Origin of the sequence: Sphingomonas sp. (genome assembly GCF_017304615.1) — a bacterium.
Lineage (GTDB): Bacteria > Pseudomonadota > Alphaproteobacteria > Sphingomonadales > Sphingomonadaceae > Sphingomonas.
On sequence record NZ_JAFKLZ010000001.1, the window covers coordinates 194619 to 216839 of the forward strand.

30 protein-coding genes are annotated in these 22221 nt (G+C 63.9%); 17 read left to right on the top strand and 13 right to left on the bottom strand.

The features are described from left to right. Window positions 1-26: 26 nt before the first annotated feature. From J0J06_RS01000 to J0J06_RS01020, 5 genes are all read left to right on the top strand, one after another. Complete coding sequence (locus J0J06_RS01000; RefSeq protein WP_294039497.1) at window positions 27-986, top strand: Mrp/NBP35 family ATP-binding protein; 960 nt, start codon at window positions 27-29, stop codon at window positions 984-986. Next, window positions 986-1417, top strand: a complete 432-nt coding sequence (locus J0J06_RS01005) for a CoA-binding protein (RefSeq protein WP_294039498.1) — start codon at window positions 986-988, stop codon at window positions 1415-1417. Before J0J06_RS01000 ends, J0J06_RS01005 begins: the two co-directional genes overlap by 1 nt. A gap of 55 nt (window positions 1418-1472) precedes the next feature. Then, window positions 1473-1814, top strand: coding sequence for a hypothetical protein (locus tag J0J06_RS01010; RefSeq protein ID WP_294039499.1), 342 nt, complete (start codon window positions 1473-1475; stop codon window positions 1812-1814). Next, entirely contained in the window at window positions 1811-2251 is a 441-nt protein-coding gene (locus J0J06_RS01015; protein ID WP_294039500.1) for a hypothetical protein, read from the top strand. The genes J0J06_RS01010 and J0J06_RS01015 overlap by 4 nt, the downstream gene beginning before the upstream one ends. A 65-nt stretch (window positions 2252-2316) precedes the next feature. Continuing rightward, entirely contained in the window at window positions 2317-2577 is a 261-nt protein-coding gene (locus J0J06_RS01020; protein ID WP_294039501.1) for a hypothetical protein, read from the top strand. On the opposite strand, the gene J0J06_RS01025 is transcribed toward J0J06_RS01020, so the two are convergent. From J0J06_RS01025 to J0J06_RS01040, 4 genes are all read right to left on the bottom strand, one after another. Continuing rightward, window positions 2574-3866, bottom strand: coding sequence for a homoserine dehydrogenase (locus J0J06_RS01025; RefSeq protein ID WP_294039502.1), 1293 nt, complete (start codon window positions 3864-3866; stop codon window positions 2574-2576). The two genes, J0J06_RS01020 and J0J06_RS01025, sit on opposite strands and share 4 nt — an antisense overlap. 40 nt (window positions 3867-3906) lie before the next feature. Next, window positions 3907-4287 (bottom strand): hypothetical protein, encoded by a 381-nt coding sequence (locus J0J06_RS01030; protein WP_294039503.1) that lies wholly within the window; start codon window positions 4285-4287, stop codon window positions 3907-3909. A gap of 53 nt (window positions 4288-4340) precedes the next feature. Beyond that, complete coding sequence (locus J0J06_RS01035) at window positions 4341-5294, bottom strand: 2-oxoglutarate and iron-dependent oxygenase domain-containing protein (protein WP_294039504.1); 954 nt, start codon at window positions 5292-5294, stop codon at window positions 4341-4343. A 109-nt stretch (window positions 5295-5403) separates the two neighbouring features. Beyond that, complete coding sequence (locus tag J0J06_RS01040) at window positions 5404-5763, bottom strand: DUF3597 domain-containing protein (RefSeq protein WP_294039505.1); 360 nt, start codon at window positions 5761-5763, stop codon at window positions 5404-5406. A gap of 161 nt (window positions 5764-5924) precedes the next feature. Here J0J06_RS01040 and J0J06_RS01045 point away from each other — a divergent pair, with 161 nt between their 5' ends. The 7 genes from J0J06_RS01045 (at window position 5925) to J0J06_RS01075 (ending at window position 10173) form a co-directional block, all read left to right on the top strand. Beyond that, on the top strand, window positions 5925-7142 hold the full coding sequence (locus tag J0J06_RS01045) for a multidrug effflux MFS transporter (protein WP_294039506.1): 1218 nt from the start codon (window positions 5925-5927) through the stop codon (window positions 7140-7142). Window positions 7143-7216: 74 nt separating this feature from the next. Next, window positions 7217-7546, top strand: coding sequence for a DNA primase (locus J0J06_RS01050; protein WP_294039507.1), 330 nt, complete (start codon window positions 7217-7219; stop codon window positions 7544-7546). A 39-nt stretch (window positions 7547-7585) separates the two neighbouring features. Then, complete coding sequence (locus tag J0J06_RS01055) at window positions 7586-8179, top strand: YdeI family protein (RefSeq protein ID WP_294039508.1); 594 nt, start codon at window positions 7586-7588, stop codon at window positions 8177-8179. A 79-nt stretch (window positions 8180-8258) separates the two neighbouring features. Next, window positions 8259-8666 (top strand): biopolymer transporter ExbD, encoded by a 408-nt coding sequence (locus J0J06_RS01060; protein ID WP_294039509.1) that lies wholly within the window; start codon window positions 8259-8261, stop codon window positions 8664-8666. 51 nt (window positions 8667-8717) lie between these two features. Beyond that, window positions 8718-9329 carry a hypothetical protein gene (locus tag J0J06_RS01065; RefSeq protein WP_294039510.1) on the top strand — a complete coding sequence of 204 codons (612 nt, stop codon included), beginning with the start codon at window positions 8718-8720 and terminating at the stop codon, window positions 9327-9329. Window positions 9330-9382: 53 nt separating this feature from the next. Then, on the top strand, window positions 9383-9889 hold the full coding sequence (locus J0J06_RS01070) for a CHRD domain-containing protein (RefSeq protein ID WP_294039511.1): 507 nt from the start codon (window positions 9383-9385) through the stop codon (window positions 9887-9889). Window positions 9890-9963: 74 nt separating this feature from the next. Then, window positions 9964-10173, top strand: coding sequence for a hypothetical protein (locus J0J06_RS01075; protein ID WP_294039512.1), 210 nt, complete (start codon window positions 9964-9966; stop codon window positions 10171-10173). Window positions 10174-10177: 4 nt separating this feature from the next. Here J0J06_RS01075 and J0J06_RS01080 read toward each other — a convergent pair whose 3' ends face one another. Both J0J06_RS01080 and J0J06_RS01085 read right to left on the bottom strand, forming a co-directional pair. After that, on the bottom strand, window positions 10178-10513 hold the full coding sequence (locus J0J06_RS01080; RefSeq protein ID WP_294039513.1) for a DMT family protein: 336 nt from the start codon (window positions 10511-10513) through the stop codon (window positions 10178-10180). A 374-nt stretch (window positions 10514-10887) separates the two neighbouring features. Continuing rightward, window positions 10888-11184 (bottom strand): YjhX family toxin, encoded by a 297-nt coding sequence (locus J0J06_RS01085; protein WP_294039514.1) that lies wholly within the window; start codon window positions 11182-11184, stop codon window positions 10888-10890. A gap of 199 nt (window positions 11185-11383) precedes the next feature. Here J0J06_RS01085 and J0J06_RS01090 point away from each other — a divergent pair, with 199 nt between their 5' ends. Both J0J06_RS01090 and J0J06_RS01095 read left to right on the top strand, forming a co-directional pair. Next, window positions 11384-11557, top strand: coding sequence for a stability determinant (locus J0J06_RS01090; protein ID WP_294039515.1), 174 nt, complete (start codon window positions 11384-11386; stop codon window positions 11555-11557). After that, entirely contained in the window at window positions 11547-11834 is a 288-nt protein-coding gene (locus J0J06_RS01095; RefSeq protein ID WP_294039516.1) for a type II toxin-antitoxin system RelE/ParE family toxin, read from the top strand. Before J0J06_RS01090 ends, J0J06_RS01095 begins: the two co-directional genes overlap by 11 nt. 54 nt (window positions 11835-11888) lie before the next feature. Here J0J06_RS01095 and J0J06_RS01100 read toward each other — a convergent pair whose 3' ends face one another. From J0J06_RS01100 to J0J06_RS01115, 4 genes are read right to left on the bottom strand one after another with little or no spacing between them, the layout of a single operon-like run. Continuing rightward, a complete protein-coding gene (locus tag J0J06_RS01100) occupies window positions 11889-12962 on the bottom strand; it encodes a hypothetical protein (RefSeq protein WP_294039517.1) in 1074 nt (357 codons plus the stop codon). A 2-nt stretch (window positions 12963-12964) separates the two neighbouring features. Beyond that, window positions 12965-14026 carry a ribonucleotide-diphosphate reductase subunit beta gene (locus J0J06_RS01105; RefSeq protein ID WP_294039518.1) on the bottom strand — a complete coding sequence of 354 codons (1062 nt, stop codon included), beginning with the start codon at window positions 14024-14026 and terminating at the stop codon, window positions 12965-12967. 19 nt (window positions 14027-14045) lie between these two features. Then, complete coding sequence (locus J0J06_RS01110; RefSeq protein ID WP_294039519.1) at window positions 14046-14255, bottom strand: hypothetical protein; 210 nt, start codon at window positions 14253-14255, stop codon at window positions 14046-14048. 2 nt (window positions 14256-14257) lie between these two features. Next, entirely contained in the window at window positions 14258-14452 is a 195-nt protein-coding gene (locus J0J06_RS01115; protein WP_294039520.1) for a hypothetical protein, read from the bottom strand. A gap of 59 nt (window positions 14453-14511) precedes the next feature. Between J0J06_RS01115 and J0J06_RS01120 the strand changes: the two genes are divergently transcribed. Beyond that, window positions 14512-14754, top strand: coding sequence for a DUF2171 domain-containing protein (locus J0J06_RS01120; protein ID WP_294039521.1), 243 nt, complete (start codon window positions 14512-14514; stop codon window positions 14752-14754). A 103-nt stretch (window positions 14755-14857) separates the two neighbouring features. Here J0J06_RS01120 and J0J06_RS01125 read toward each other — a convergent pair whose 3' ends face one another. Continuing rightward, a complete protein-coding gene (locus tag J0J06_RS01125; protein ID WP_294039522.1) occupies window positions 14858-16801 on the bottom strand; it encodes a ribonucleoside-diphosphate reductase subunit alpha in 1944 nt (647 codons plus the stop codon). Between the two features lie 464 nt (window positions 16802-17265). Here J0J06_RS01125 and J0J06_RS01130 point away from each other — a divergent pair, with 464 nt between their 5' ends. Next, on the top strand, window positions 17266-17616 hold the full coding sequence (locus tag J0J06_RS01130; protein ID WP_294039523.1) for a DUF3147 family protein: 351 nt from the start codon (window positions 17266-17268) through the stop codon (window positions 17614-17616). A 1-nt stretch (window position 17617) separates the two neighbouring features. Here the strand turns inward: J0J06_RS01130 and J0J06_RS01135 are convergent, their stop codons facing one another. Next, a complete protein-coding gene (locus J0J06_RS01135; protein ID WP_294039524.1) occupies window positions 17618-20254 on the bottom strand; it encodes an EAL domain-containing protein in 2637 nt (878 codons plus the stop codon). A 74-nt stretch (window positions 20255-20328) separates the two neighbouring features. Then, window positions 20329-21498 carry a serine hydrolase gene (locus tag J0J06_RS01140; protein WP_294039525.1) on the bottom strand — a complete coding sequence of 390 codons (1170 nt, stop codon included), beginning with the start codon at window positions 21496-21498 and terminating at the stop codon, window positions 20329-20331. Window positions 21499-21568: 70 nt separating this feature from the next. Between J0J06_RS01140 and J0J06_RS01145 the strand changes: the two genes are divergently transcribed. Then, on the top strand, window positions 21569-22216 hold the full coding sequence (locus J0J06_RS01145) for a glutathione S-transferase family protein (RefSeq protein ID WP_294039526.1): 648 nt from the start codon (window positions 21569-21571) through the stop codon (window positions 22214-22216). Window positions 22217-22221 lie beyond the last annotated feature (5 nt).

Genomic DNA, 22221 nt, shown 5'->3' on the forward strand with positions numbered 1-22221 from the left:
GCGCGGCGTCTCTATCTGGCGCAGCGATGGGCGATGATGAAATCCAGGCGCGGCTGGCCGCGATTTCGAGCGGGCGAGCCACGGCGCGGCGCGAGGGCGAGCGGATCAGTGTGATTCTCGACGTGACGGGACTGAGCGTGACGGCACGCGATGCGCTGGCCGAAGCGGTGCGCGCGGCGGCGCTGGCCGGCACGGATGTGACGGACGTGCGCGTCGCGATGACCAGCGAGCGCGTCGGTCGCCGGTTGATCGCGGTGGCGAGCGGCAAGGGCGGGGTGGGGAAATCGACCGTCGCCGCCAATCTGGCGGTCGCGATGGCGAAAGGCGGGCGCAAGGTAGGGCTGGTCGATGCCGACATCTACGGTCCCTCCCAACCGACGCTGATGGGGGTCGAGGGAGCCAAACCCGAAGCGCGTGACAAGACGATGATCCCGGTCGCGACGCCCCACGGCGTGCCGATCCTGTCGATGGGTCAACTCGTCGCACCGGGGCAGGCGATCGCGTGGCGCGGGCCGATGGCGGCGAGCGCGCTGGGGCAACTGATCGAGGGCGACTGGGGCCAGGCGGACACTTTGGTGGTCGACATGCCGCCGGGCACCGGCGACGTTCAGTTGACGATGATCCAGAAATACAAGCCGGCGGGGGCAGTGATCGTTTCGACGCCGCAGGACCTGGCGCTCATCGACGCGCGCCGAGCGATCGACCTTTTCGCCAAGGCCGGCGTGCCGGTGATCGGGTTGGTCGAGAATATGGCGGGCTATGCCTGTCCGCATTGCGGCGAAGTGTCGGACCCGTTCGGGCAGGGCGGCGCGGAGGCGGCGGCGGGCGAACTGGGCGTGCCGTTTCTCGGCCGCGTGCCGTTGGCGATGGCGATCCGCGCGGCGTCGGACGCGGGGACGCCCCCTGCGGCCGGGAACGCGCCGGAGGGGGCGGTTTTCGGGGAGATAGCCGGAAAGGTGGAGACCTGGCTGGAGGAGCCACGCTGATGCCGCTGACCGATGATGCCGAAATCCGCGACTTGCTGACGAAAGCGCGCACGATCGCGATGATCGGCGCGTCCGACCGGCCCGACCGGCCGAGCTATGGCGTCATGGCGATGCTCCAGCGCCACGGCTATCGCGTCATCCCGGTCAACCCGCAGATCACCGGCGAGCATGTCCATGGCGAGTTCGTGTTCCGCGAGCTGGCCCAGATCGGCGTGCCGATCGACATCGTCGACATTTTTCGCCGTGCTCAGGCGGCGGGGGAAGCGGTCGATGAAGCGATCGCCTCGGGAGCGAAGGCGGTGTGGATGCAATTGGGCGTGATCAATCATGAAGCCGCCGCGCGGGCCGAAGCGGCGGGGCTGAAGGTCGTGATGGATCGTTGTCCGGCGATCGAGATTCCGCGGCTCGGCATTCCCCCGATCGCAGCCTGAAAAGCGCCGCAATCGGGGATCATTCCGGCACCGAAGCGTCGCTGGAGAGTGGGTGATGTTGTTGTGGTTCGCGATTCAGGCGGTTCCCGACGTTGACGCGGCGATGGCACGCTATCGCGAGCAGACCCGGGCGACGGTGGAATGCCGCGCCGGCCGGCCAGACGACATCGTGATCTGCGATCGCCGCGCGGCGGACCAGTTTCGCTTGCCGTTGGTCGAACTCGATCTCGACAACCCGAAGAACGAGCCGGTGCCCGCCGAACGCGAGCGCTTGCTCGCGCGCACCAACAATTGCCAGGAGAAGTCGACCTTCCTGGTCGGCTGCGGGAAGGTTGGGATCGGGGTAAGCACGCGCGGCGGCCTGCGGGGGCTGGGAGAACGACCGCTCGCGCCATGATCGCGCTGATCCTCGCCCTGCAGAGCGCCACGCCCGCTGCCGCGCCGCCCCAGCCCGAACGCTGGTCGATCCTGGCGCCCGCGCCGGGTCAGAAATGCGTATCCGAACGCAAGCCCGGCGCCGCAGACGACATCGTCATTTGCGGCACGCCCGATCCGCAAGCGTCACTTCGCTTGCCCGACCCCGCCTCCGTCCCGTCGGACGCGCCCATAAAGTCAAACCCATATCTCACTGGAAGCGGCGCACTGGCGAACATGGCCACGCCATGCCCGATCAGCCGTTCGTGCGTCGTCGGGTTCGGTCCGCCTGTCGTGCCGATGATCAAGGGTGCGGTTAACGTGGCGAAAAACACGTTCCGCAAGCGGCCCGACAAGACCGGTCGCGTCGCCATCCCGCTTGATGGTAGCGACGCGCCGACAGGGCGCATCAAACCCTGAATTTTTGCATCTCGGCAACCTCTTCCCGCCGACGACGTTGGAGTGGTGGAGACAAACAGGGGTGTTTGCCGATGCTCGCGCTTTCTATTGCCGTCATGCTCGCCGCTGGCGCCAAGTTGCCCAACTATACCTTGCCGCCAGCTCGACCTTCCGCCCGTACTAGATGCACCGGAAAATGCGCGAGCCGCTATCGGCTTGCGTCGTCGGACGACAACCAGGCGACGTCTAAATACCGCGCGCTCAACGAGGACGGCACCGACTGCAACGTGACGCGCGCTAAAATCTGCCGAAAACAGCCGCGAACGTGGGTGAAGGCAGCCTATTAGAGGATATGCATCCAGAGCGGCTCGCCAGCGAGGCTGGGTGAGCCGCGCAGCTTTTCGAGGGCATGCGCGACCGAGCGCTCCGGCCCCTCGTGCGTGACGATGGCGACCAGCACGCTGCCATCGGCTTCCGCGCCGCGTTGGATGAGGCTTTCTATCGAGACGCCCGCGTCGCGCATCGCGGCGGCGATTTCGGCCAGCACGCCAACTTTGTCTGCAACCATGAAGCGAAGATAGGCGCGGCCACGCCGGCGGCCGCTGTCGGCGGGAGACAAAGCGGTCAGGCTGGCGGTGGGCATCGCGTAGGGCGGGCCGAATTCGCCGCGTGCTATGTCGATCAAGTCGGCGACTACCGCGCTGGCGGTTGGGCCATCGCCCGCACCCGCGCCCTGAAACAATAGGCGGCCGACGAAATTGCCCTCCGCCACCACCGCGTTGGTCGCGCCGGAAACGTGCGCAAGCGGGTGATCGACAGGGACGAGATGGGGGTGGACACGCTGGAACAGACCCTCCGTTCCGGCTTCCGCAACGCCGACCAGCCGGACCTTGAAACCGAGCGACGCGGCCTCGGCGATGTCGGCGGCGAGGATCTGGCGAATGCCACCGGTTGCGACGTCGCCAAACGCCGGGCTAGTGCCGAACGACAGGCTGGCGAGGATCGACAATTTATGCGCGGCGTCGACGCCGTCGATGTCGAAGCTGGGATCGGCCTCCGCAAAGCCCAACGCCTGCGCCTCGGCGAGCACGTCGGCGAAGTCGCGACCTTCGGCCTCCATCTTGGTCAGGATGAAATTGCAGGTGCCGTTGAGGATGCCATAGACTCTGTCGATGCGGTTGGCCGCCGCGCCGTCGCGCAGCCCCTTGATGACCGGCACGCCGCCCGCGACCGCCGCTTCGAACTTGAGCGCCGAACCCGCCGCCTCGGCCGCTTCGGCGAGCTCGAGGCCGTGATGCGCGAGCAGGGCCTTGTTCGCGGTGACCAGGCTCTTGCCGCCGGCCAGCGTCGCGCGCGCCAGCGCCAACGCAGGACCGTCAGACCCGCCGACCAGCTCCACCACGACATCGGCATCGCTGCGTTCGGCCAACCGCGCGGTGTCGTCCTCCCAGGCGAAGCGCGCAATGTCGACGCCGCGATCCTTGGCGCGGTCGCGCGCGGACACGGCGACGATCTCGATCGCACGGCCGGCGCGACGCTCGATCAGGTCGCGATTGGCGTCGATCAGCTTGACGACGCCCGCGCCGACGGTGCCGAGCCCGGCAAGGGCGACGCGAAGGGGAGAGGAAGTAGCCATCGCGACCGCGCTTAGGGGAGCGCGACGCGGTTTGTCTATCTCAGACGCGCGGCAGCGCGATCCCGAGCGCGCTCGCGAGCGCCGCGCGGCGCAGCACTACGCTCGACGGACCGGGCGCACCCGATCCGGCCAGGCAGGTCGCGAAGATCGGGTCGAGCCGCCTCGCCGCCTCGCTCGCATCATCCGAGCCGACCGGCGCGCGGACCAGCGCGATGCTGGTGACGCGGTCGCGCCCGACCACGCATTTGCCGACCGCGATCCAGCGCCGCATCGGCCCGGCCTGCGTCGAAATGCTGCGGTCGGTGGGACGGATCGCCGCGCTACGATCGAGCTGCATGTCGAGTCCGGGCTGCGCAACCGCCAGCGATGCGGCCGGCGCGCCGCTCGCGAAACAGCTGATTGCCATGATCATGCGACGCATCGAACCCTCCACTCGCGCCTATTCATACCATCAAATGCCCGAGCCGGGAATCCTCAAGCCTTCACCAGCCCGATTTCGACCAGCCGCTCGTGCAGGTAATCGTGCGCGGTGATCGGGATCGGATAGCGGTTCGGATTGTCCGCGGTGATCGTGCCGGGAAGCGTTTCGATCAGGAATTCGGGGTTCGGGTGCAGGAAGAACGGCATCGAATAACGCGAGAAGCCGCGGCGTTCGGGCGGCGGGTTGACGACGCGGTGCGTGGTCGAGGGCAGCACGTTGTTGGTCAGCCGCTGGAGCATGTCGCCGACGTTCACGACCAGCGCGCCCTCCGGCGGCTTGATCGCGAGCCATTTGCCGTCGCGGTCGAGCAGTTCGAGCCCGGCTTCTTCCGCGCCGAGCAACAGGGTGATCAGGTTGATGTCCTCATGCGCGCCTGCCCGGACCCCCTCGGCATCGGCGGGAATCGGCGGATAGTGGAGCAGGCGCAGGATCGAATTGCCGTGATCCACCACGGTGTCGAAATAATGCGGGTCAAGCTTCAGGTGCCGCGCGATCGCCGACAGCAGTCGCAGGCCGGCGCGGTCGAACGCGTTCCACAGGTCGGTCAGCGCTTCCTTGAACTCGGCGGGGCGCGACGGCCAGACGTTGGGCATCATGTCCTTGGCCGCGGGATGGCCGGCGGGCAAGTCGCGGCCGACATGCCAGAATTCCTTCAGATCGACATGCTTCGCGTCCTTGGCGATCTCGGTCTTGAACGGCGTGTAGCCGCGCTGGCCGCCGAGATCCTTGTCGTAATAGCCCTGCTTGTCCTCGACCGGCAGCGCGAAGAATTCCTCGGTCAGCTTCCACGCGCGCTCGATCAGCGACTGCGGGACGCCGTGATCGGTGATGACCGCGAAGCCGAACCGCTCGAACGAACCACCGAACGCTGCGGCGAAGGCATTCGGGTCGCGCGCTTCGTCAGCAAGGCTGAGCGCGGGGACCTGGGCGGAAGGCGTGTCGAGCATGGCAGTGTTCCGGATTCCTTGGAGAGCGCGGGACAGTAAACCTTACCGAGCCCAAACGAAAGCGGCCCGCCGCGCGGGGCGACGGGCCGTTCACGCGATGTAGGACGGCTCAGCCGTTCATCAACCGCTCCATCGTCTTCTGGTGGAGCCAGATATTCATGGTCGCGGTGTCGCTGGTGTCGCCCGTGTAGCCGAGTTCTCCCGCGAGCTGCTTGCGCGCGTCGAGGCTCGAATCCTGACCGATCGCCTTCATCAGGTCGACGATCGACGTCTTGTAGTTCAATTGCTCGCCGCGTTCCTGAGCGTGCTTTTCGAGCACGGCGTAGATCTCGTCCTCGCTGAGGGCGACCGGCGGCGGAGGAGGAGGTGGTGGCGGCGCAGCGGTTTCGGGGGCGGGCGCCGCTGCCGGGGCAGCAGCGGGGGTGCTGGAACCGAAGATCGCGTCCTTGATGGTGCCGAAGATACTCATCCGACTCTCCTTCACGTATAGTTGGGCGACAACGTCTAATCAGGTCGCGCGGCCCGCGACACTGTTTTTGCGGATTTTCGGGGCTGACCTGTCCCTTACGCTAGGGCATTGGGGGAGCCATGCCGCCGGCTGAACCTCTTGTCCGCGACGATCCGTCGCCGGTGACGCGTCCGCGCGACGAAAATTCCGCGCCGATTCGATTCGTCGAGTTCGTCGCTTTGATTGCGGCGTTGATCGGGATGGGCGCGCTAGGCATCGACACGATGCTGCCGGCTTTGCCGAACATTGGTGCCGACCTAGGCGCGAATCCGCACGATCTACCGCTGGTGATCGTCATGTTCTCGGGCGGCTTTGGCGCGGCGCAACTGATCCACGGGCCGCTGGCGGACAGGTTCGGGCGGCGGCCGGTGCTGGTCGGATCACTGGTACTTTATATAGTGATGAACCTGGTTTGCGCTGCCGCGAAGAGCATGGAACTGTTGCTGATTTCACGTGTGTGCGCGGGCGTGGCGATCGCGGCGACACGGGTCGTGACGATAGCGTTGATCCGTGACTGTTATTCGGGCCGGGCCATGGCCCGCGTCAGCAGTCTGTCGATCATGGTGTTCATGATCGTTCCGGTCATCGCACCGAGTATCGGGCAGGAGATATTGAAGCACGGCTCCTGGCGATTGATTTTCAACCTGATCGCGATCACGGGCGCTGTCGTGACGGGATGGTTTATCCTTCGCATGCCCGAAACGCTGCGGCCCGAAAATCGCATACCCCTGGAGCCTGCGCGGCTGATCGCGAATTGGCGGGCCACTCTCGATGATCGACTGTCGGTGGGATATTCCGCGGCAGTGATTGGGCTTCAGGGAGCCTTATTCGGCTATATCACCAGCATCCAGCCGATCGTGGAGCAGGTGTTTCACGCGAAGGATCGGCTGGGCGTGGTTTTCGCCATGTGTGCTGGCATGATGATGTGCGGCAACCTGCTCAACTCGCGGATCGTGATGCGGCTGGGGATGCGACGGATCGCCCATGCGGCGATGGTCGTATTAATCCTGGCGGCTTCAACCAGCCTGGCGATCGAGCATTTCGGCTTCGAGACGTTGTGGCTGTTCGTCGCGATGCAGGCAGTGACGATGATGTGCTTCGGTCTCGCCGCGTCGAACTGTTCGGCGATGGCGATGGCGAATATGGGCGAGATTGCGGGCACGGCGTCGAGCCTGCAGGGCTTTGTTGTGACCACCGGCGGCGCGTTGATTGGTGGGCTGATCGGACGGTCGTTCGACGGGACGACCACGCCGCTCCATCTCGGGTTCCTGAGCGCGGGGATCGTCGCGCTGGCGCTCGCGGCGTTGGTGGAGCGCGGCCGGCTGTTTCGCCCGACCTGACGCATTCCAGGTAACTTGCGGGAACCGTTATGCCCATTCGCCGTTCGCGTTTGTAGTCAGACTGGAGGTGAAGCATGGGCGGATATCAGGTGCCGGGTCAGGGTTCAGGCGACGACGGCTTTGACGAGGAAGGCTATGACGAAAGCCAGCGGGCCGAAATCCTGGAGGCGACGCGCGATGGGCCGAGCGACGGCACGCTGATCACCGACCTCGACCCCGATTTGGGTGATGACCCAGAGGACGACGACATTCAAATGGAGTCCGATGAGGTTGGCGAGGAGTATGACGACGCCGATCAGGATAAGGACGACATCGACGAGGACGACGTTCAGGACGAACTCGACGACGGATCAATCGACGACGACGAACTGAGCGACGCCGACGATCAGGCGTTGCAGCCCTGACAGGCTTGACCTAGTCTCTCCCTTGGAAGGGGAGCCGCCATGCCGAGGGATCCGCGCGTCGATTCCTATATCGCGAGCAAGGGCGATTTCGCGAAGCCGATCCTGACGCACCTGCGCGACCTGATTCACGCGCGCATTCCGGACGCGGGCGAAGATATCAAGTGGAGCATGCCGTTCTTCACATACAAGGGCGAACTGCTCGCCAACATGGCGGCATTCAAGGCGCATGCGGCGTTCGGATTCTGGAACCGGCAGGAATTGAAGACTGGGCGGGAAGGCGATGCGATGGGGCAATATGGCCGGATCACATCGCGCGATACGATGCCCGACGACACCGTCCTGCTCGACGCGCTCGACAGGGCGGTGGCTATGATCGACGCGGGCGTGAAGCCGCAGCGCCCGACGCGAGCATCGGAGCCTGAAGCTGAGGTGCCCGCCGAACTCGCCGCGGCGCTGGCGGGTGATGCCGCGGCGTCCGCCAAGTGGGAGGCCTTTCCGCCGGGGTGCCGCCGCGAATATTGCGAGTGGATTGCCGGAGCCAAGCGAGACGAGACGCGCGCGAAGCGAATAGCCCAGACGATCGAACAGGTCCGCGACGGCAAGAAGATCAACTGGAAATACGAGAATTGCTGACCGGATGACCGGGCCGCGATAGCGCTTGCGCTCTTTCCGGCGACTGATACGTTATTACATACCAAAATGGAGAGTCGCCATGACCGCACGCGCCGACCACCAGCCGATGGGATCGATCAACATCACGCCACTGATCGATGTAATGCTCGTTTTGCTGGTAATGCTGATCCTGACGATCCCGATGGCGACACAGAAGGTGTCGATCGACTTGCCGGTGGCCGGGCCGCCGGTCGCCACACCGCCGGAAAAGATGCATCGGTTGGACATTGCGGCGTCCGGATCGCTGACGCTCGACGGCGTGGCGGTCGATGAGGCGTCGTTGCCGGACCGGCTGGCGCCGCTGGTCACGGACAAGCAGTCGTTGCTGACGATCAACGCCGATCCGGCATCGCGGTACGACACGTTCGACCATGTGCTTGCAACGATCAAGCGCGCGGGCGTCACGCGGCTAGGCTTTGCGGACAACAAACGGTTCGCCGAATTCTAGGAACGCGCGATCCGGGCAGGCGTTCTATCCGCTTCATCAGCAGGATACGACATGCGTGCATTTTTCCTTTTGCCGATCCTGGCAACGGCCTGTTCGCAACAGGCTGCGATTACCAACAATGCCGCCGACATCCATGCTGCCGCTGACGAAGCGCAGGACGATATAGACAATTATGCGGCGGCCGACGCGGCGATCGAACGGCTCAATCCTGCAGCGCCCGGCCAGCCGGGCGGCCTGGCCGACGACAAGACGCCAATCTCCGAAACGCCCCTCACGCCCGAAAGTCCGCAAGGCGCGGCGAAGGTGGTGCAAACCTATTATGCGCTGATCGGCGAGGGTAAATATGCGGAGGCGTGGAAGCTTTGGGGCAACGGCGGCCAGGCTAGCGGCCAATCCGTCGACGCTTTTGCCGCGAGCTTCGCCAAGTACACCGAATATCGCGCTAACGTCGGTGCTCCAGGCCGCGAAGATGCTGGCGCGGGCCAACGCTATGTCACCGTGCCGGTGCAGCCCTATGCGCGGCTGAAGGACGGCAAGGCGGCCTATTGGATCGGCAGCGTCGTGCTCCACCGCACCGGAGATATCGACGGCGCGACTGCCGAGGACCAAGCGTGGCGGATCAAGTCGATCGACCTCAAGCCAGCGCCGCCGGGGGCAAAGTGACATTTGCGCGATGGCTTGGTAGATCGCGCCGATTGTTGCCCTGAGGTTCGTTGATGCGTTTGTTTCCGTTGTTCGCCGCCATCGCCTTCATTGGGGCGAGTCCCGCCACTGCCAAGACCATGACGTTTCGCGCGACGCTGACCGGCATCGCGCCGCCGACAGCCACCGGCTCCCCGGCGCGCGGCTCCGCTATCATTAAGGTCGATACGACGACGAAGAAGGTATCGGTCGATCTCGACGTCACCGGCATCACGCTCGATCAGCTCAATGACGGCCTGGTCGCGAAGCCGGTCGGGCCGATCCATTTCCACGTCTATCGCACCGCCGACGATGTCGAACTGATCCTGCCGCTGCCTTACGGTCCGAATTACAAGGCGACCGGCACGGGGTTTCGCGTGACCGTGCGTGGATACGATTACGAAACGGGGGCGAAGCTGCTCAATACCGGGGCAAGCTTCGACGAGTTCGTCAACGCGATGCGCGGGCAGCGCGCGCTGCTCGACATCCACACCGACAAGTTCCCCGATGGCGAGATCAGCGGGAAGACGTTGGTGAGGTGACGGCGCCGGATGCGCGCGGCCGTTAACTGTGTCCGCAGCGACAGCGTTAACCCTCCGCGTGGCATGGCGAGGGCATGTTCTCCTCGAAGATCTTCCGCAGCCGCTGGGCCGCCCTGTTCTGGGCGGGCGGGATTCTGTGGACGGCGTACGACGTGGCGCAGGCCAACGCGCCCGATCCCGCGGCGGGCAATGCGAGCGCAGCGCAGCAGGACGCGACGGGCGAGGCGGTGAGCAACGCCGATTTGGCGGTTCTCGCGAACGCGATGGGCGACGCGGGCAAGTAGGTTCTCACTTTCCGACAAAAAGGAAAGCCACCGCCCCCACCAGGCATAAGAACGCGCCCACGTGGCGCCAGCCGATCGGCTCGCCGAGCACGGTGACCATGAACACGCCGAAGACGGTCAGCGCGATGACCTCCTGCGTGACCTTGAGCTGCGCGCCGCTCCACCCGTGCGCATAGCCGATCCGGTTGGCGGGGACGGCGAGGCAATATTCGAACAGCGCGATGCCCCAGCTGATCGCGATGACGGTCCATAACGGCTTCGCCATCCCGCCCTTCAGGTGCCAGTACCAGGCGACCGTCATGAAGATATTGGAGAAGGTGAGGAGGGCGATGGTGGGCATGTCAGGCTCCGGGCCGGAATAACGCAGGTATTTCGCAGCTCGGAGCCGACCTGCCGATCGGGCCGGAGGCGCGGACTTGCTGCGCGACTAGCCGATCCAAAGGTCACACGAAAGTCACACTGGCGCTGGGAGTCGTTTGCGCGAAAATGGTGCGGGGCGTGTTACAGGCGGGGAGTGGAAAGCGGGGTCGGGGTAACTATTTGGCGAGCCGTATTGGTTATAGGTCGATCGTTGATATAGCCAAATTTGCTGGTGTAGGAAATTCATCCGGGCGCGGCGCGGCTGAGCCGCGGCGTCGGACGGGCGGAGACTGGCTCCGCCCGCCGGCCGTGCTGACCGCTAGGGCCGGAATTAGCCACGCTAATTCCGCGCGGTCAGCGGTTATCCAGCTGCCCCCGCACAGCGCTCAACCCCAACCGCGTGACGCGATAGGGCTGGCCGCCGCTCGACGCGATCAGGCCGCGCCGCTTGAGCTTCCTGAACAGGCCGAGCGTGCAGTCGCTCAGCACATGCCCGTCGCGGGTGAAGCAGTCTGCCGCCAGGATGCGGCCGGTGTCGGGACAGCGGCGGTGCTGGATACGCCCGCCCTGCGCCCCACCCCGCAAAGTGTACTTTGCGGGGATCCCGGATCGCGCGTGCAGCACGCACTGTTCGTGTCTGGAAATGTTCACGGTGGAAATGCCCGGCAGTCGAAGGAACGACTCCGCCGACGCCGGGCTGCGGTCGACATAGGAAAATAGCGGCAGCTATTTTCCGCCTCGATGTCGAACACTGCCGGCGAGTGGGCGCAGCCCAACTCGGCCGAAGGCGCGGATTTACTCCGCGCCCGAACCCGTTTCTCCGATACCGAAAATCGGTTATATCGACCTTATGAAGCCAAAAGCGCCCCTGGCCGACAAGCTGGACGACGACATCGGCGTCACCGAACCGGGATATGACGCCTGGAAGCGCGCCAAGGTCGAGCGTGGCCTGGCCCAGGCAAAGAACCGCGCCGCGATGATCCCGGCCGAGCAAGTTCTCGATACGTTGAAGCTTGCGCGTTAATTTCACGCCGCAGGCGAGCGACGACCTCGCCGCGATCCGCGACTGGATCGCACAGGACGATTTGGGGGCGGCGGATCGTGTCGTCGCCCGGATCGTGCAAACGGCGATGATGTTTGGGCAGTTTCCAATGCTCGGGCGGAACGGCGCGGTCGAAGGGACGCGCGAGTTTTCGGTCGTCGGGCTTCCGTATCTGATCGTCTATCACATCGCGTCCGAAGCGGAGATCGACGTGCTGACGGTCCTGCATACGCGGCGGAGGTATCCATCGTTAGATTAGTGAGGGTCGCAGCCCAATTCGGCTGAAGGCGCGGATTTACTCCGCGCCATAAACCTACCGGCCTCGCAACATGTCGATGTACGACCTACCGTCAGATCGCTTGGCCCATGTCGCTTTGATATGCTCTTCTAGTTCGCTGAGGTTTTTTACCACGGTAGAAGGCCAAAGATTAGCATCGTATTCCCAAACACGGATCAGATTATCGACATCGAAAATGCGACCAGTATCGTCCGACTTTATTATCGCCACCGGCTTATTTTCGGCTAGTCTAAGTCCAAGTTCGAACAATACGTTCGGATTGTGATCGGTTATATCTGCCAATACGATATCTGCTTCGTACAGCTCATTTATGATGGTCGAATGTATAAGATCACTACCTGTACGAAGCGCCGTCTCTACTCCGAAACCGGCATTTGTCACTGCGGGTTTGATGAGGCTTTCGTAAACTTCTCTAAAGAATCCGGCAGATCGAACACCCTCGCGTTCTGCTAAAGGCATAATAACGAAGCACTTATTCCCACTCGGATTTATCGCGTCGGTCCGAATCACCGGTAGGCTGTGGTCGATTCGACCACGAGAGTCCGGCATGCTCGCAGACCAGCTCTGCCCGATTTTTGTATAGTTACAGTTCGATTGGAATACGGCGACAAACTCGTCTTGAATTTCCAGTGGTATTTGGAACTTGTCGAGAAGTGTATTGGACAGATATTGCTTTTCAGGCAGATTATTTCCACCGTAGTGTTCTAAAACCTTTCTAAATACCTCTATCGATAAGAACGCGCTGCGCTTTCCGGCTAGCTCGCGTTCCGAACTATCCGCGTATACTATTTCGCGGCCTAGCGACGTTAGGCTTACGTTATCTGAGTAACGACTGCCTTCAATTATTTGATATTGGCTTCCAGACGCCGTGTATAAGTCGAGATTGCTAGATTTTTCGCTTAGACCAAGAGCCTTAGCGACTTCTGTCGGAGGCCAAGGATTTCCGCCATTCTTTTCCTTTAATATCAGGGCAACCTTCATGCACGTCTCAAGAGGCGCCCGCGGATAAGAGCGCTTTATCGACTTCGTTTTGCCGGCAGCGCTAGGCGCTGCCGCATCTGATTGTGCATCCTCAGGTTTCTTTGCCATCGCTATTCCGCAGCCATCCCATTCGCGCTGAACATGTCCTCGCCCTCAGCAGCGCCCGCATCCTCGTTCGCCGCCGGCTTGGCCTTCGCCTTTTGCCGCTTGTCGAACGAATCCCAAACGTCGTTCCACTGCCCCTTGGTCGCGGCCTTCGAATATTCCGTCGCGCGCTGTTCGAAGAAGTTGGCGTGCTCGACGCCGTTCAGCAGCGGGGTCAGCCAGGGCAAAGGATGTTCGTCGATCATGAAGATCGGCTTCATGCCCAATTGCCCCATCCGCCAGTCGGCGATGTAGCGGATGTATTTCTTGATGTCCTTCGGCGCCATGCCGTTGACCGGGCCCTGTTCGAAGGCGAGGTCGATGAACGCATCCTCCAGCCGGACGGTGGTCTGGCACTGGTCGGCGATGTCGTCCTTCACCGCCTTGGTCAGGCAATCGCGTTCCTTCACGAAGGCGTGAAAGAGGCGGATGATGCCTTCGCAGTGCAGGCTTTCGTCGCGCACCGACCAGGACACGATCTGGCCCATGCCCTTCATCTTGTTGAAGCGCGGGAAGTTCATCAGCATCGCGAAGCTGGCGAACAGCTGGACGCCTTCGGTGAAGCCGCCGAACATCGCCAGCGTGCGCGCAATGTCCTCGTCATTGTCGACGCCGAATTGCTGCAGGTAATCGTGCTTGTCCTTCATCTCGGCATATTCGAGGAAGGCGCCATATTCGCTTTCGGGCATGCCGATCGTGTCGAGCAGGTGGCTGTAGGCGGCGATGTGGACCGTTTCCATGTTGCTGAACGCGGTCAGCATCATCTTGACCTCGGTCGGCTTGAACACGCGGCCGTATTTCTCGTGATAGCAATCCTGCACCTCGACGTCCGCCTGGGTGAAGAAGCGGAAGATCTGAGTCAGCAGGTTGCGTTCGTGGTCGCTCAGCTTCTGCGCCCAGTCGCGGCAATCCTCGCCCAGCGGGACTTCCTCGGGCAGCCAGTGGAGCTGTTGCTGACGCTTCCAGAATTCGAACGCCCAGGGGTATTCGAACGGCTTGTACTGCTTGCGGGCTTCGAGAAGGGACATGGGCTTACTCCGAGACGAATCAGACAAATAGCGACGACAAAAAGACCGGGGCGGTGAACAGAAACGTCACGCCGCCGCCTAGAAAAGCGAAGACAAATCCCATCGCGCGGACATTACTCGCATCGCGCGCGGGTATCGGGCCACGACCGACATATCCTTGTGGCCGCACTATCATATGGATGCCCACCAGCAGCAATACGAGCATTGCCAAGAGCAAGATCACGCCCATGGCTAAGCTGCCCCCCAGCTCGCCAGCGACCAGGCGAAGAAACCGAGGATGAGCGCGAGCGCGAACAGCATCGTCGCGATCATGCGGCGGGCATAGGTCGCGGCCTCGCCCGCCCCGCGGATCGCGACGAGGGAGGCGACGCCGCCCAGCCCCGCGACGCTGGCGACCGCGGCCATGACGATCGGCGCGCGAGTCATGCGACCAACTCCGCGGTCGTGCGTTCTGCCCGCGTAACCATCAACCAAGGAGCATCCCCATGGCCGATACCAGCGCGATCAAGGAACACATGGAAGTCATCGGCGCCGACGGCGTCCATGTCGGCACCGTCGACAAGGTCGAGGGCGACCGCATCAAGCTGACCAAGGCCGACAGCGGCGAGGGCAGTCACGAAGGGCACCACCACTTCATCTCGACCGGGCTGATCGCCGGGGTCGAGGGCGACAAGGTGCGCCTGTCCGCCAACGCCGACGTGGCGGTGACGTTCGAGGAAGAAGCGTAACGCCGATTGCCCCGCGCGCGGGCCAGCCTGCGCGACGGTTGAGCGAGCCCCGGCCGCAGCGATGCGGGCCGGGGCGTCGTTTATGGCCGATGCTCGCGCCATCTTATTGGCAAGCGAGGCATTCATCGTAGTCGGTCGACTCGCCCAGTTCGAACTTGGGCGCTTCGATCGTGTTGTCGGCTTCCACGCCGCCCGCGAAGCCGGCGCGCTGGACCGATTTCGAGCGGAGGTAGTAGAGCGACTTCACGCCCAGTTCCCACGCGCGGAAGTGGAGCATCAGCAAGTCCCACTTTTCGACGTCCGCCGGGATGAACAGGTTGAGGCTGGTCGACTGGTCGACGAACGGCGTGCGGTCGGCCTGGAGCTCGATCAGCCAGCGCTGGTCGATCTCGAAGCTGGTCTTGTAGCAGTCCTTTTCCTCCTGGGTGAGGAAGTCGAGATGCTGCACCGACCCGCCGCGCTCGAGGATCGAGTTCCACACGGCGTCGGTGTTCTTCGCCTTTTCGATGAAGATCTTCTCGAGATACGGATTCTTGACCGAGAAGCTGCCCGACAGCGTCTTGTGGGTGTAGATGTTGGCCGGGATCGGCTCGATGCACGCCGAGGTGCCGCCGCAGATGATCGAGATCGACGCGGTCGGCGCGATCGCCATCTTGCACGAAAAACGCTCCATCACGCCCATGTCGGCGGCGTCGGGGCAGGGGCCGCGCTCGACCGCCAGCGCCATCGACGCTTCGTCGGCCTGCGCCTTGATGTGCTTGAACATCTTGAGGTTCCACGACTTGGCCATGGCGCCTTCGAACGGCAGCCCGCGCGCCTGGAGGAAGGAGTGGAAGCCCATCACGCCGAGGCCGACCGAGCGCTCGCGCATCGCGGAGTAGGCGGCGCGCTCCATACCCGGCTCGGCGCGGTCGATATAATCCTGCAGGACGTTGTCGAGGAAGCGCATCACGTCCTCGATGAACCCCTCGGCCTTGTTCCACTGGTCCCAGGTTTCGAGGTTGAGCGACGACAGGCAGCAGACCGCGGTGCGCTCGTTGCCGAGATGGTCCTTGCCGGTCGGCAGCGTGATCTCGGAGCACAGGTTCGAGGTCGAGACCTTGAGGCCCAGCTCACGGTGGTGCCGCGGCATGTTCTTGTTCACGTGGTCGGCGAAGATGATGTAGGGTTCGCCGGTCGCAAGACGCGTTTCGACCAGCTTCTGGAACAGCGCGCGGGCATCGACCTTGCCGCGCTCCGACCCGTCCTTGGGCGACTTGAGCGCCCATTCGCTGCCATCACGCACCGCTTCCATGAAGGCGTCGGGGATCAGCACGCCATGGTGAAGGTTCAGCGCCTTGCGGTTGAAGTCGCCCGAGGGCTTACGGATTTCGAGGAACTCCTCGATCTCCGGGTGGCTGATGTCGAGATAGCAGGCGGCCGAGCCGCGGCGCAGCGAGCCTTGCGAAATCGCGAGCGTCAGGCTGTCCATCACGCGCACGAACGGAATGATCCCGCTGGTCTTGCCGTTGAGGCCGACCGGCTCGCCGATGCCGCGAACGTTGCCCCAATAGGTGCCGATGCCGCCGCCGCGCGACGCCAGCCAGACATTCTCGTTCCAGGTGTCGACGATGCCGTTCAGGCTGTCGGGCACCGAGTTGAGGAAGCACGAAATGGGCAGGCCACGCCCGGTGCCGCCGTTCGACAGCACGGGGGTCGCGGGCATGAACCACAGTTGCGAGATATAGTCGTAGATGCGCTGCGCGTGCGCGGCGTCGTCGGCATAGGCGGACGCCACGCGGACGAAGAGATCCTGATACGATTCGCCCGGCAGCAGGTAACGATCGTTGAGCGTTTCCTTGCCGAAATCGGTCAGCAGCGCGTCGCGCGAATGATCGACCTCAAGCGCGTAAGGCTGTGGCTTGACCGCCTTCGAATCGCGTTCGACCGGCTGGGCCTTGGCGACGGTCGCCGCGTTCGCCGCCACCTTTTCCAGGGCCTGGGTCGCTGCCTCGATCGCATCAGTCGCCATGTTCTCGCCCGTTCCTTCGGTGTCTCTGAAATCCATCACGCGCCCCTGGTTTTACCGCTTTCGTCACTACGACTCAGGGGCGAACCCCCATGCTACCATCCGGGGTGCAGCGGCCAAGAACAAAAAGTGTCCACAGCCTGTGGATCGGACACAGGAAGACCGTCTCCGCAATATGGTATTGCGGCCATCGATCTACCAGTGCTTGGGTTCGCCCCCGAACTGAACCTCTACAGATTGTGCCGAACTGGGCCGCGACGCAAGACAGTAAATGACGATTTAAAGACTCGGTTCGTCGCTATTTTGATTCGGTTCGTCGGCGGGTCGAGGGGAGCAATTCGGCGCGACGCGCGGGTTTCTGCGGGGTTCGCGGAAAGCAAGGGAACGAACGCCGAACCGGACAAATTTTTTCGCCGACGACAGAATGGAATCAACCGGTTGTGGTCGGCGGTCGTCGTCTGGTTCGGTCGCGACCCATCAAGCAACGATTCGGATAGAGAGCCATGGCTTACCTAATTTTGAAGGCCGCCGTTTCAGGCATCCTGATCGCGATCGCATCGACCCTGGCGAAGCGATACCCCGGATTCGGCGCGCTGATCGCGTCGTTGCCGCTGGTGTCGGTGCTGGGGATGATCTGGCTCTGGTCCGAAAAGCCCGATGTGGAAAACATGGCGGCGCATGCCGGCGCGACGTTCTGGTATGTCCTGCCCTCGCTGCCGATGTTCCTGCTGATACCCCTCCTGTTGCGCCATGGGACCGGTTTCTGGCTGGCGCTGGCGCTGGGCTGCGCGCTGACGATCGCGCTGTACGCGGCGATGACGTGGATCGGGCCGCGCTTCGCGTTGACCCTCTAGCTCAGCCGGCCTTGCGCAGGCCCCGATTGGCGGCGTTCAGCCGTTCGAGATTGAAATACTGGTTGAACTCGAGTCCCGCGCGGCCGTCCTGCGCCCAACGCAGCGTGGCGGGGAACATCTGGCCTTCGAGCAGCTCGATCATCATCTCGACGCCGATCGACTGGCTCGGGAATTCGATGCCGTCGATCATCGCGCCGGTCGACGAGATATTGCGGATGCGGACTTCGCCCTGTTCGGCGCCGAGGTCGAGCTGGGCAGACCGCAGCATCGTCGCGCGCGGGCTGCGGCTGACCTTGTACCCCTGGGCGGTGGCGACGCCGGCGGCGGCCCGGAGCTGCTGGATCACGTCCTCGCACCGCGCGGCTTTGCCATAGACGAAGCCCTGAATGTGGCTGCATCCCAGCTCGCGGATCAGTTCGACCTCGTCCTGATGCTCGACGCCCTCGGCGGTGGTTTCCATGTGGAGCGTGTTGGCGAGCGTCACGATCGCCTTGATGATCGCGGCGTTGCGGTTGCCGGGTGCGGCTGCGCCGCGCACGAAGCTCTGGTCGATCTTGATCTTGTCGAACGGCGCCTTCTTCAGATAGCCGAGCGACGAATAGCCGGTGCCGAAATCGTCGAGCGCCAGGCGGACGCCGATGCCCTTCAGGGCTTTGAACATCTGTTCCGACGACGAATCCTCGTTGAGGAAGACGCCTTCGGTGATCTCGAGTTCGAGGCGCTGCGGCGCGAGGCCCGAATTGGCGAGCGCCGAGGTGACGATCGTGGGCAGCGCGGGGTTGGCGAACTGGATCGGCGACACGTTGACCGCGACGCGGACGTAATTGGGCCAGGTCGCCGCTTCCCGGCACGCGGTGCGCAGCACCCATTCGCCGATCGATTCGATCAGCCCGGCTTCTTCGGCGATCGGGATGAATTCGGCGGGGCTGATACTGCCGCGCGAGGGATGGTCCCAGCGGATCAGCGCTTCGTACCCGACGATGCGGGCGCCTTCGGTGGACACCACCGGCTGGTAAGCGACGTGGAACTGGTCGGCGACCAGGGCATGACGCAGATCGTCTTCCAGTTGCTTGCGCGACTTGGCGCCCTCCAGCAATTCCTCGCGGAAGAAGCGGTGGATGCCGCGGCCGTCACCCTTCGCCGCATACATCGCGATGTCGGCGTTGCGGATCAGCGTTTCCGAATCGGTGCCGTTTTCCGGGGCGATTGCGATGCCGATCGACGCGCCGATCGAGATGGAGGACCCCTCGATGAAATAGGGTTGCGACACCGAACCGATGATCGTCGTGGCGAGCTCGCTCAGCCGCTCGCGATTGCCCATGCCGGGCAGCACGACCTTGAACTCGTCGCCGCCGAGCCGGCCGACCAGTCCAACGTCACCGACCGCGCGTTGCAGCCGCTGCGCGACTTGCTTGAGCAGGGCGTCGCCGACCTGATGGCCGAGCGTGTCGTTGACCGCCTTGAAGCGGTCGAGATCGAGCAGGAACAGCGCGGTCGTGCCCGGGGAGCCCGCCTGCGGCGCCAGCGTCTTGTCGAGCGTGGCGCGCATGCGCTGGCGGTTTGAGAGGCCGGTCAGGCCGTCGAACATCGCAAGCCGCTGGATCTCCGCTTCCGAGCGGCGCTTTTCGGTCAAGTCGCGGCCGGAGCCGACAAAACCCTGGAACCGGCCGAGATCGTCGAGGATCGGACGGCCGGAAATCGACCACCAACGCTCGCTATCCTCCGCGGTGGCAGGGCGCACCGAATAATCGGAGAAGGACGTTCGGGTCGCCAGATGGAAATTGAGCGAGCGTTCGGTGTCGCCCGATCCAGTGTCTGTGCGGAACGCGTCGATCAGCCGCATGCCCGCCGTCTCGACCCCGAGCCGCGACAATTCATCGCCGACTTTCGCCGACAGATAGGTGAAATAGCCATGGCGATCGGTCTGCCAGAACCAGCCGTCGCCATGCTCCTCGACCTCGCGGACGAGCTGGCCTGCCAGACGCCCGGCATGGCCGGTCGAATTGTGCTGCTCGGTCGCCGTCTGATCGTCGCGCGCCAGCCGCACCGTCGCGACGACCAAGGTGGCGAAGGCGATCGCGGCGACCGCGGACGGCAGCGCGACTCCCGATTTCAATATTACCGCCACGCCGAGCGTCGCGGCATAAGCGAGCGTTGCGGCGCGGACCGGATGGATCGCGATCGCCGTGATCGTGACCGCCGAGAATACCGCGACGAAGCCGACCAGGTGGAACTGTGTGAGATCCGCGCTTGTCAGTAGCGGGAGCAGCGACAGGAGACCCGCGCCGATTCCGGCCGCGCTCAGCGTCAGGGTTCTGACCTGGGCTTGCGTGGGCCAGGTCCGAGCGCGGGGCAATTTGAGCTGGAGCAGCGCGCCCAGCGACATCAGCAGGATCAACCCGCCGCGCGTCGCGGTTTGGTCGAGCAGGTCGGCGCGTCCGAAATGGTAGAAGATCAGCGCCACCACGGCGGGCGCAAGCAGTTGCGCGAACAGGACGAACGGCCAGATCGCCGCGACTTCGGCAAGTCGGCTCAAATGGCTGTCGGTAACCTCCGGCGTCGTGTCGGCGGTGAGCCCCAGCGCCCCCCAGATCGGGCGCGGTAAATCGGTATTCCTGGTTCTGACGGTACGCGACATGATCCCGCCGTAGCGCGGGAGTCGTTAGGAAACGCTTGCCGATCGCGGCGATTTTACCGTGCCGCAACGTCGCCTCAGGGGCGATAGCCTTCCCATTCCGCGGGCAGGCCGATCGGGCCGAGCAACTCGTCGACCAACGGCACGAAGATGTTGGTCGCCCGATTGTCGTTCGCCATCAACAGGATGCAGCTTTGCCGCGCCACGACGCACACCGCATAATTGTCGGTGCCGTCGTCATGTCCTTCCTTGAAAAAGGCACGGCCGAAGCGGCTTTCGAACGTTCCCCAGCCGACCCCGTAGCCGAGCTTCTTTGCTTTCCACCGGTCGGTCCGCGCGTCGGTGAGCGTCGGAAATTGCGTCGGGCTGTCGATAAAAACGGTCGGGCGAATCATTGCGGCAAACGCGGCGCGGCTGAGCCCGTCGCCGCGCACAACGGCCGCGAGGAAGCGCGACCAGTCGGTCAGCGTCGTGTCGAGCGAGCCGAGCGCGCCCGCCACGCGGCGCTGGCGGAACCCCTGGCGCTCGCCCTGCTCGTTATAGCCGAACGCCAGCCGCCCGGTAAAATCGTCGCGCCACGTCATCGACGAATCGTTCATGCGGAACCGGTCGAAGATGCGACGCTGCATCTCCTTGCCGACGTCGATGCCAAGTCCCTGTTCGAGCACCAGTTGCGCGACGCGGAAGCCCTCGCCCGAATAGCCGTAGCGCGTGCCCGGATCGCGGCGCAGGCGCAGCTTCTTGTCGTCCTCGAAGAAGCGGAGGTTGGGGAAGCCGCTGGTATGGTTGAGCAGCATCCGCATCGTCAGCCGCCGCCAGCGCTCGTCACCCTTCAGGTCGGAGAAATTCTCGTAATCAGGCAAGGGTTTGGGGAGGTATTCTGCGATCGATTTGTCGAGGTCGATCTTCCCCTCATCGACCAATTGCATCACCATCCAGGCGAACGTCGCCTTGGTCAGCGACCCGGCATACATGATCGTCCCCGACGTCAGCCGCGTCTTCGTCTCCAGATCGGCATAGCCGTAGCTCTGGCGGAACACGACCTTGCCGCCGCGGATGACCGCGATGCCCAGCCCGGTGACGTTGTTGGCCGCCATCAGGCGCGCGACGCGCGCGTCAATCGCCACCTCCGATATGCGGCGACCGTCGAGCGTCGCATAAGCGCGCGACGGCAAATCGGTGGTGGCGGCGGGCGCGGCGAACGGCAAAGCGGCCAGCGATAGTGCGAAGGCGATCCGAATCTTCATGCGATCGACGCTAGCGCAACGCGGTTTCCGTGACGATAGAGGAGGCAATCGATCGCGACGGAGACCGCCAATGCCCCTTTCGCTCTATGCCCACCCGCTGTCCTCCTATTGCCACAAGGCGGAGATGGCGCTGTACGAGAACGACACGCCGTTCGAGCTGAAGATGCTGGACGGCAGCGAGCCGGTCTGGGGCGAATTCATGCGGCTGTGGCCGATCGGCAAGTTCCCGATCCTGACCGATGGCGAGCGCGTCATCACCGAAGCGACGATCATCATCGAATATCTCGACACGCATTATCCCGGCGCGACGCGCTTCATCCCCGACGACCGCGATGCGGCGATCGAGGTGCGGCAGATGGACCGCTTCTTCGACAATTACATCCAGACGCCGCAACAGCGGATCGTCACAATCGCCCTCAAGCGCGACCAGGGCGACGAGGCAATCTTCCGCGCGCGGTTGGAGACGGCGTATCGCGTGCTCGACGGATTGCTGGAGGAGCGCGAATGGGCGGCGGGGGACACGTTCAGCCTCGCCGATTGCGCGGCGGCGCCGGCGTTGCTCTATGCGGATTGGACGCATGCGATCCCGAAGGAGCATAAGAACGTCTGGGCGTACCGCGACCGGCTGCTCGCGCGGCCCAGCTACGCGCGGGCGCTCGATGAGGCGCGGCCGTACCGCCACATGTTCCCGCTCGGCGCGCCGACCGACCGCGACTGAGGCGC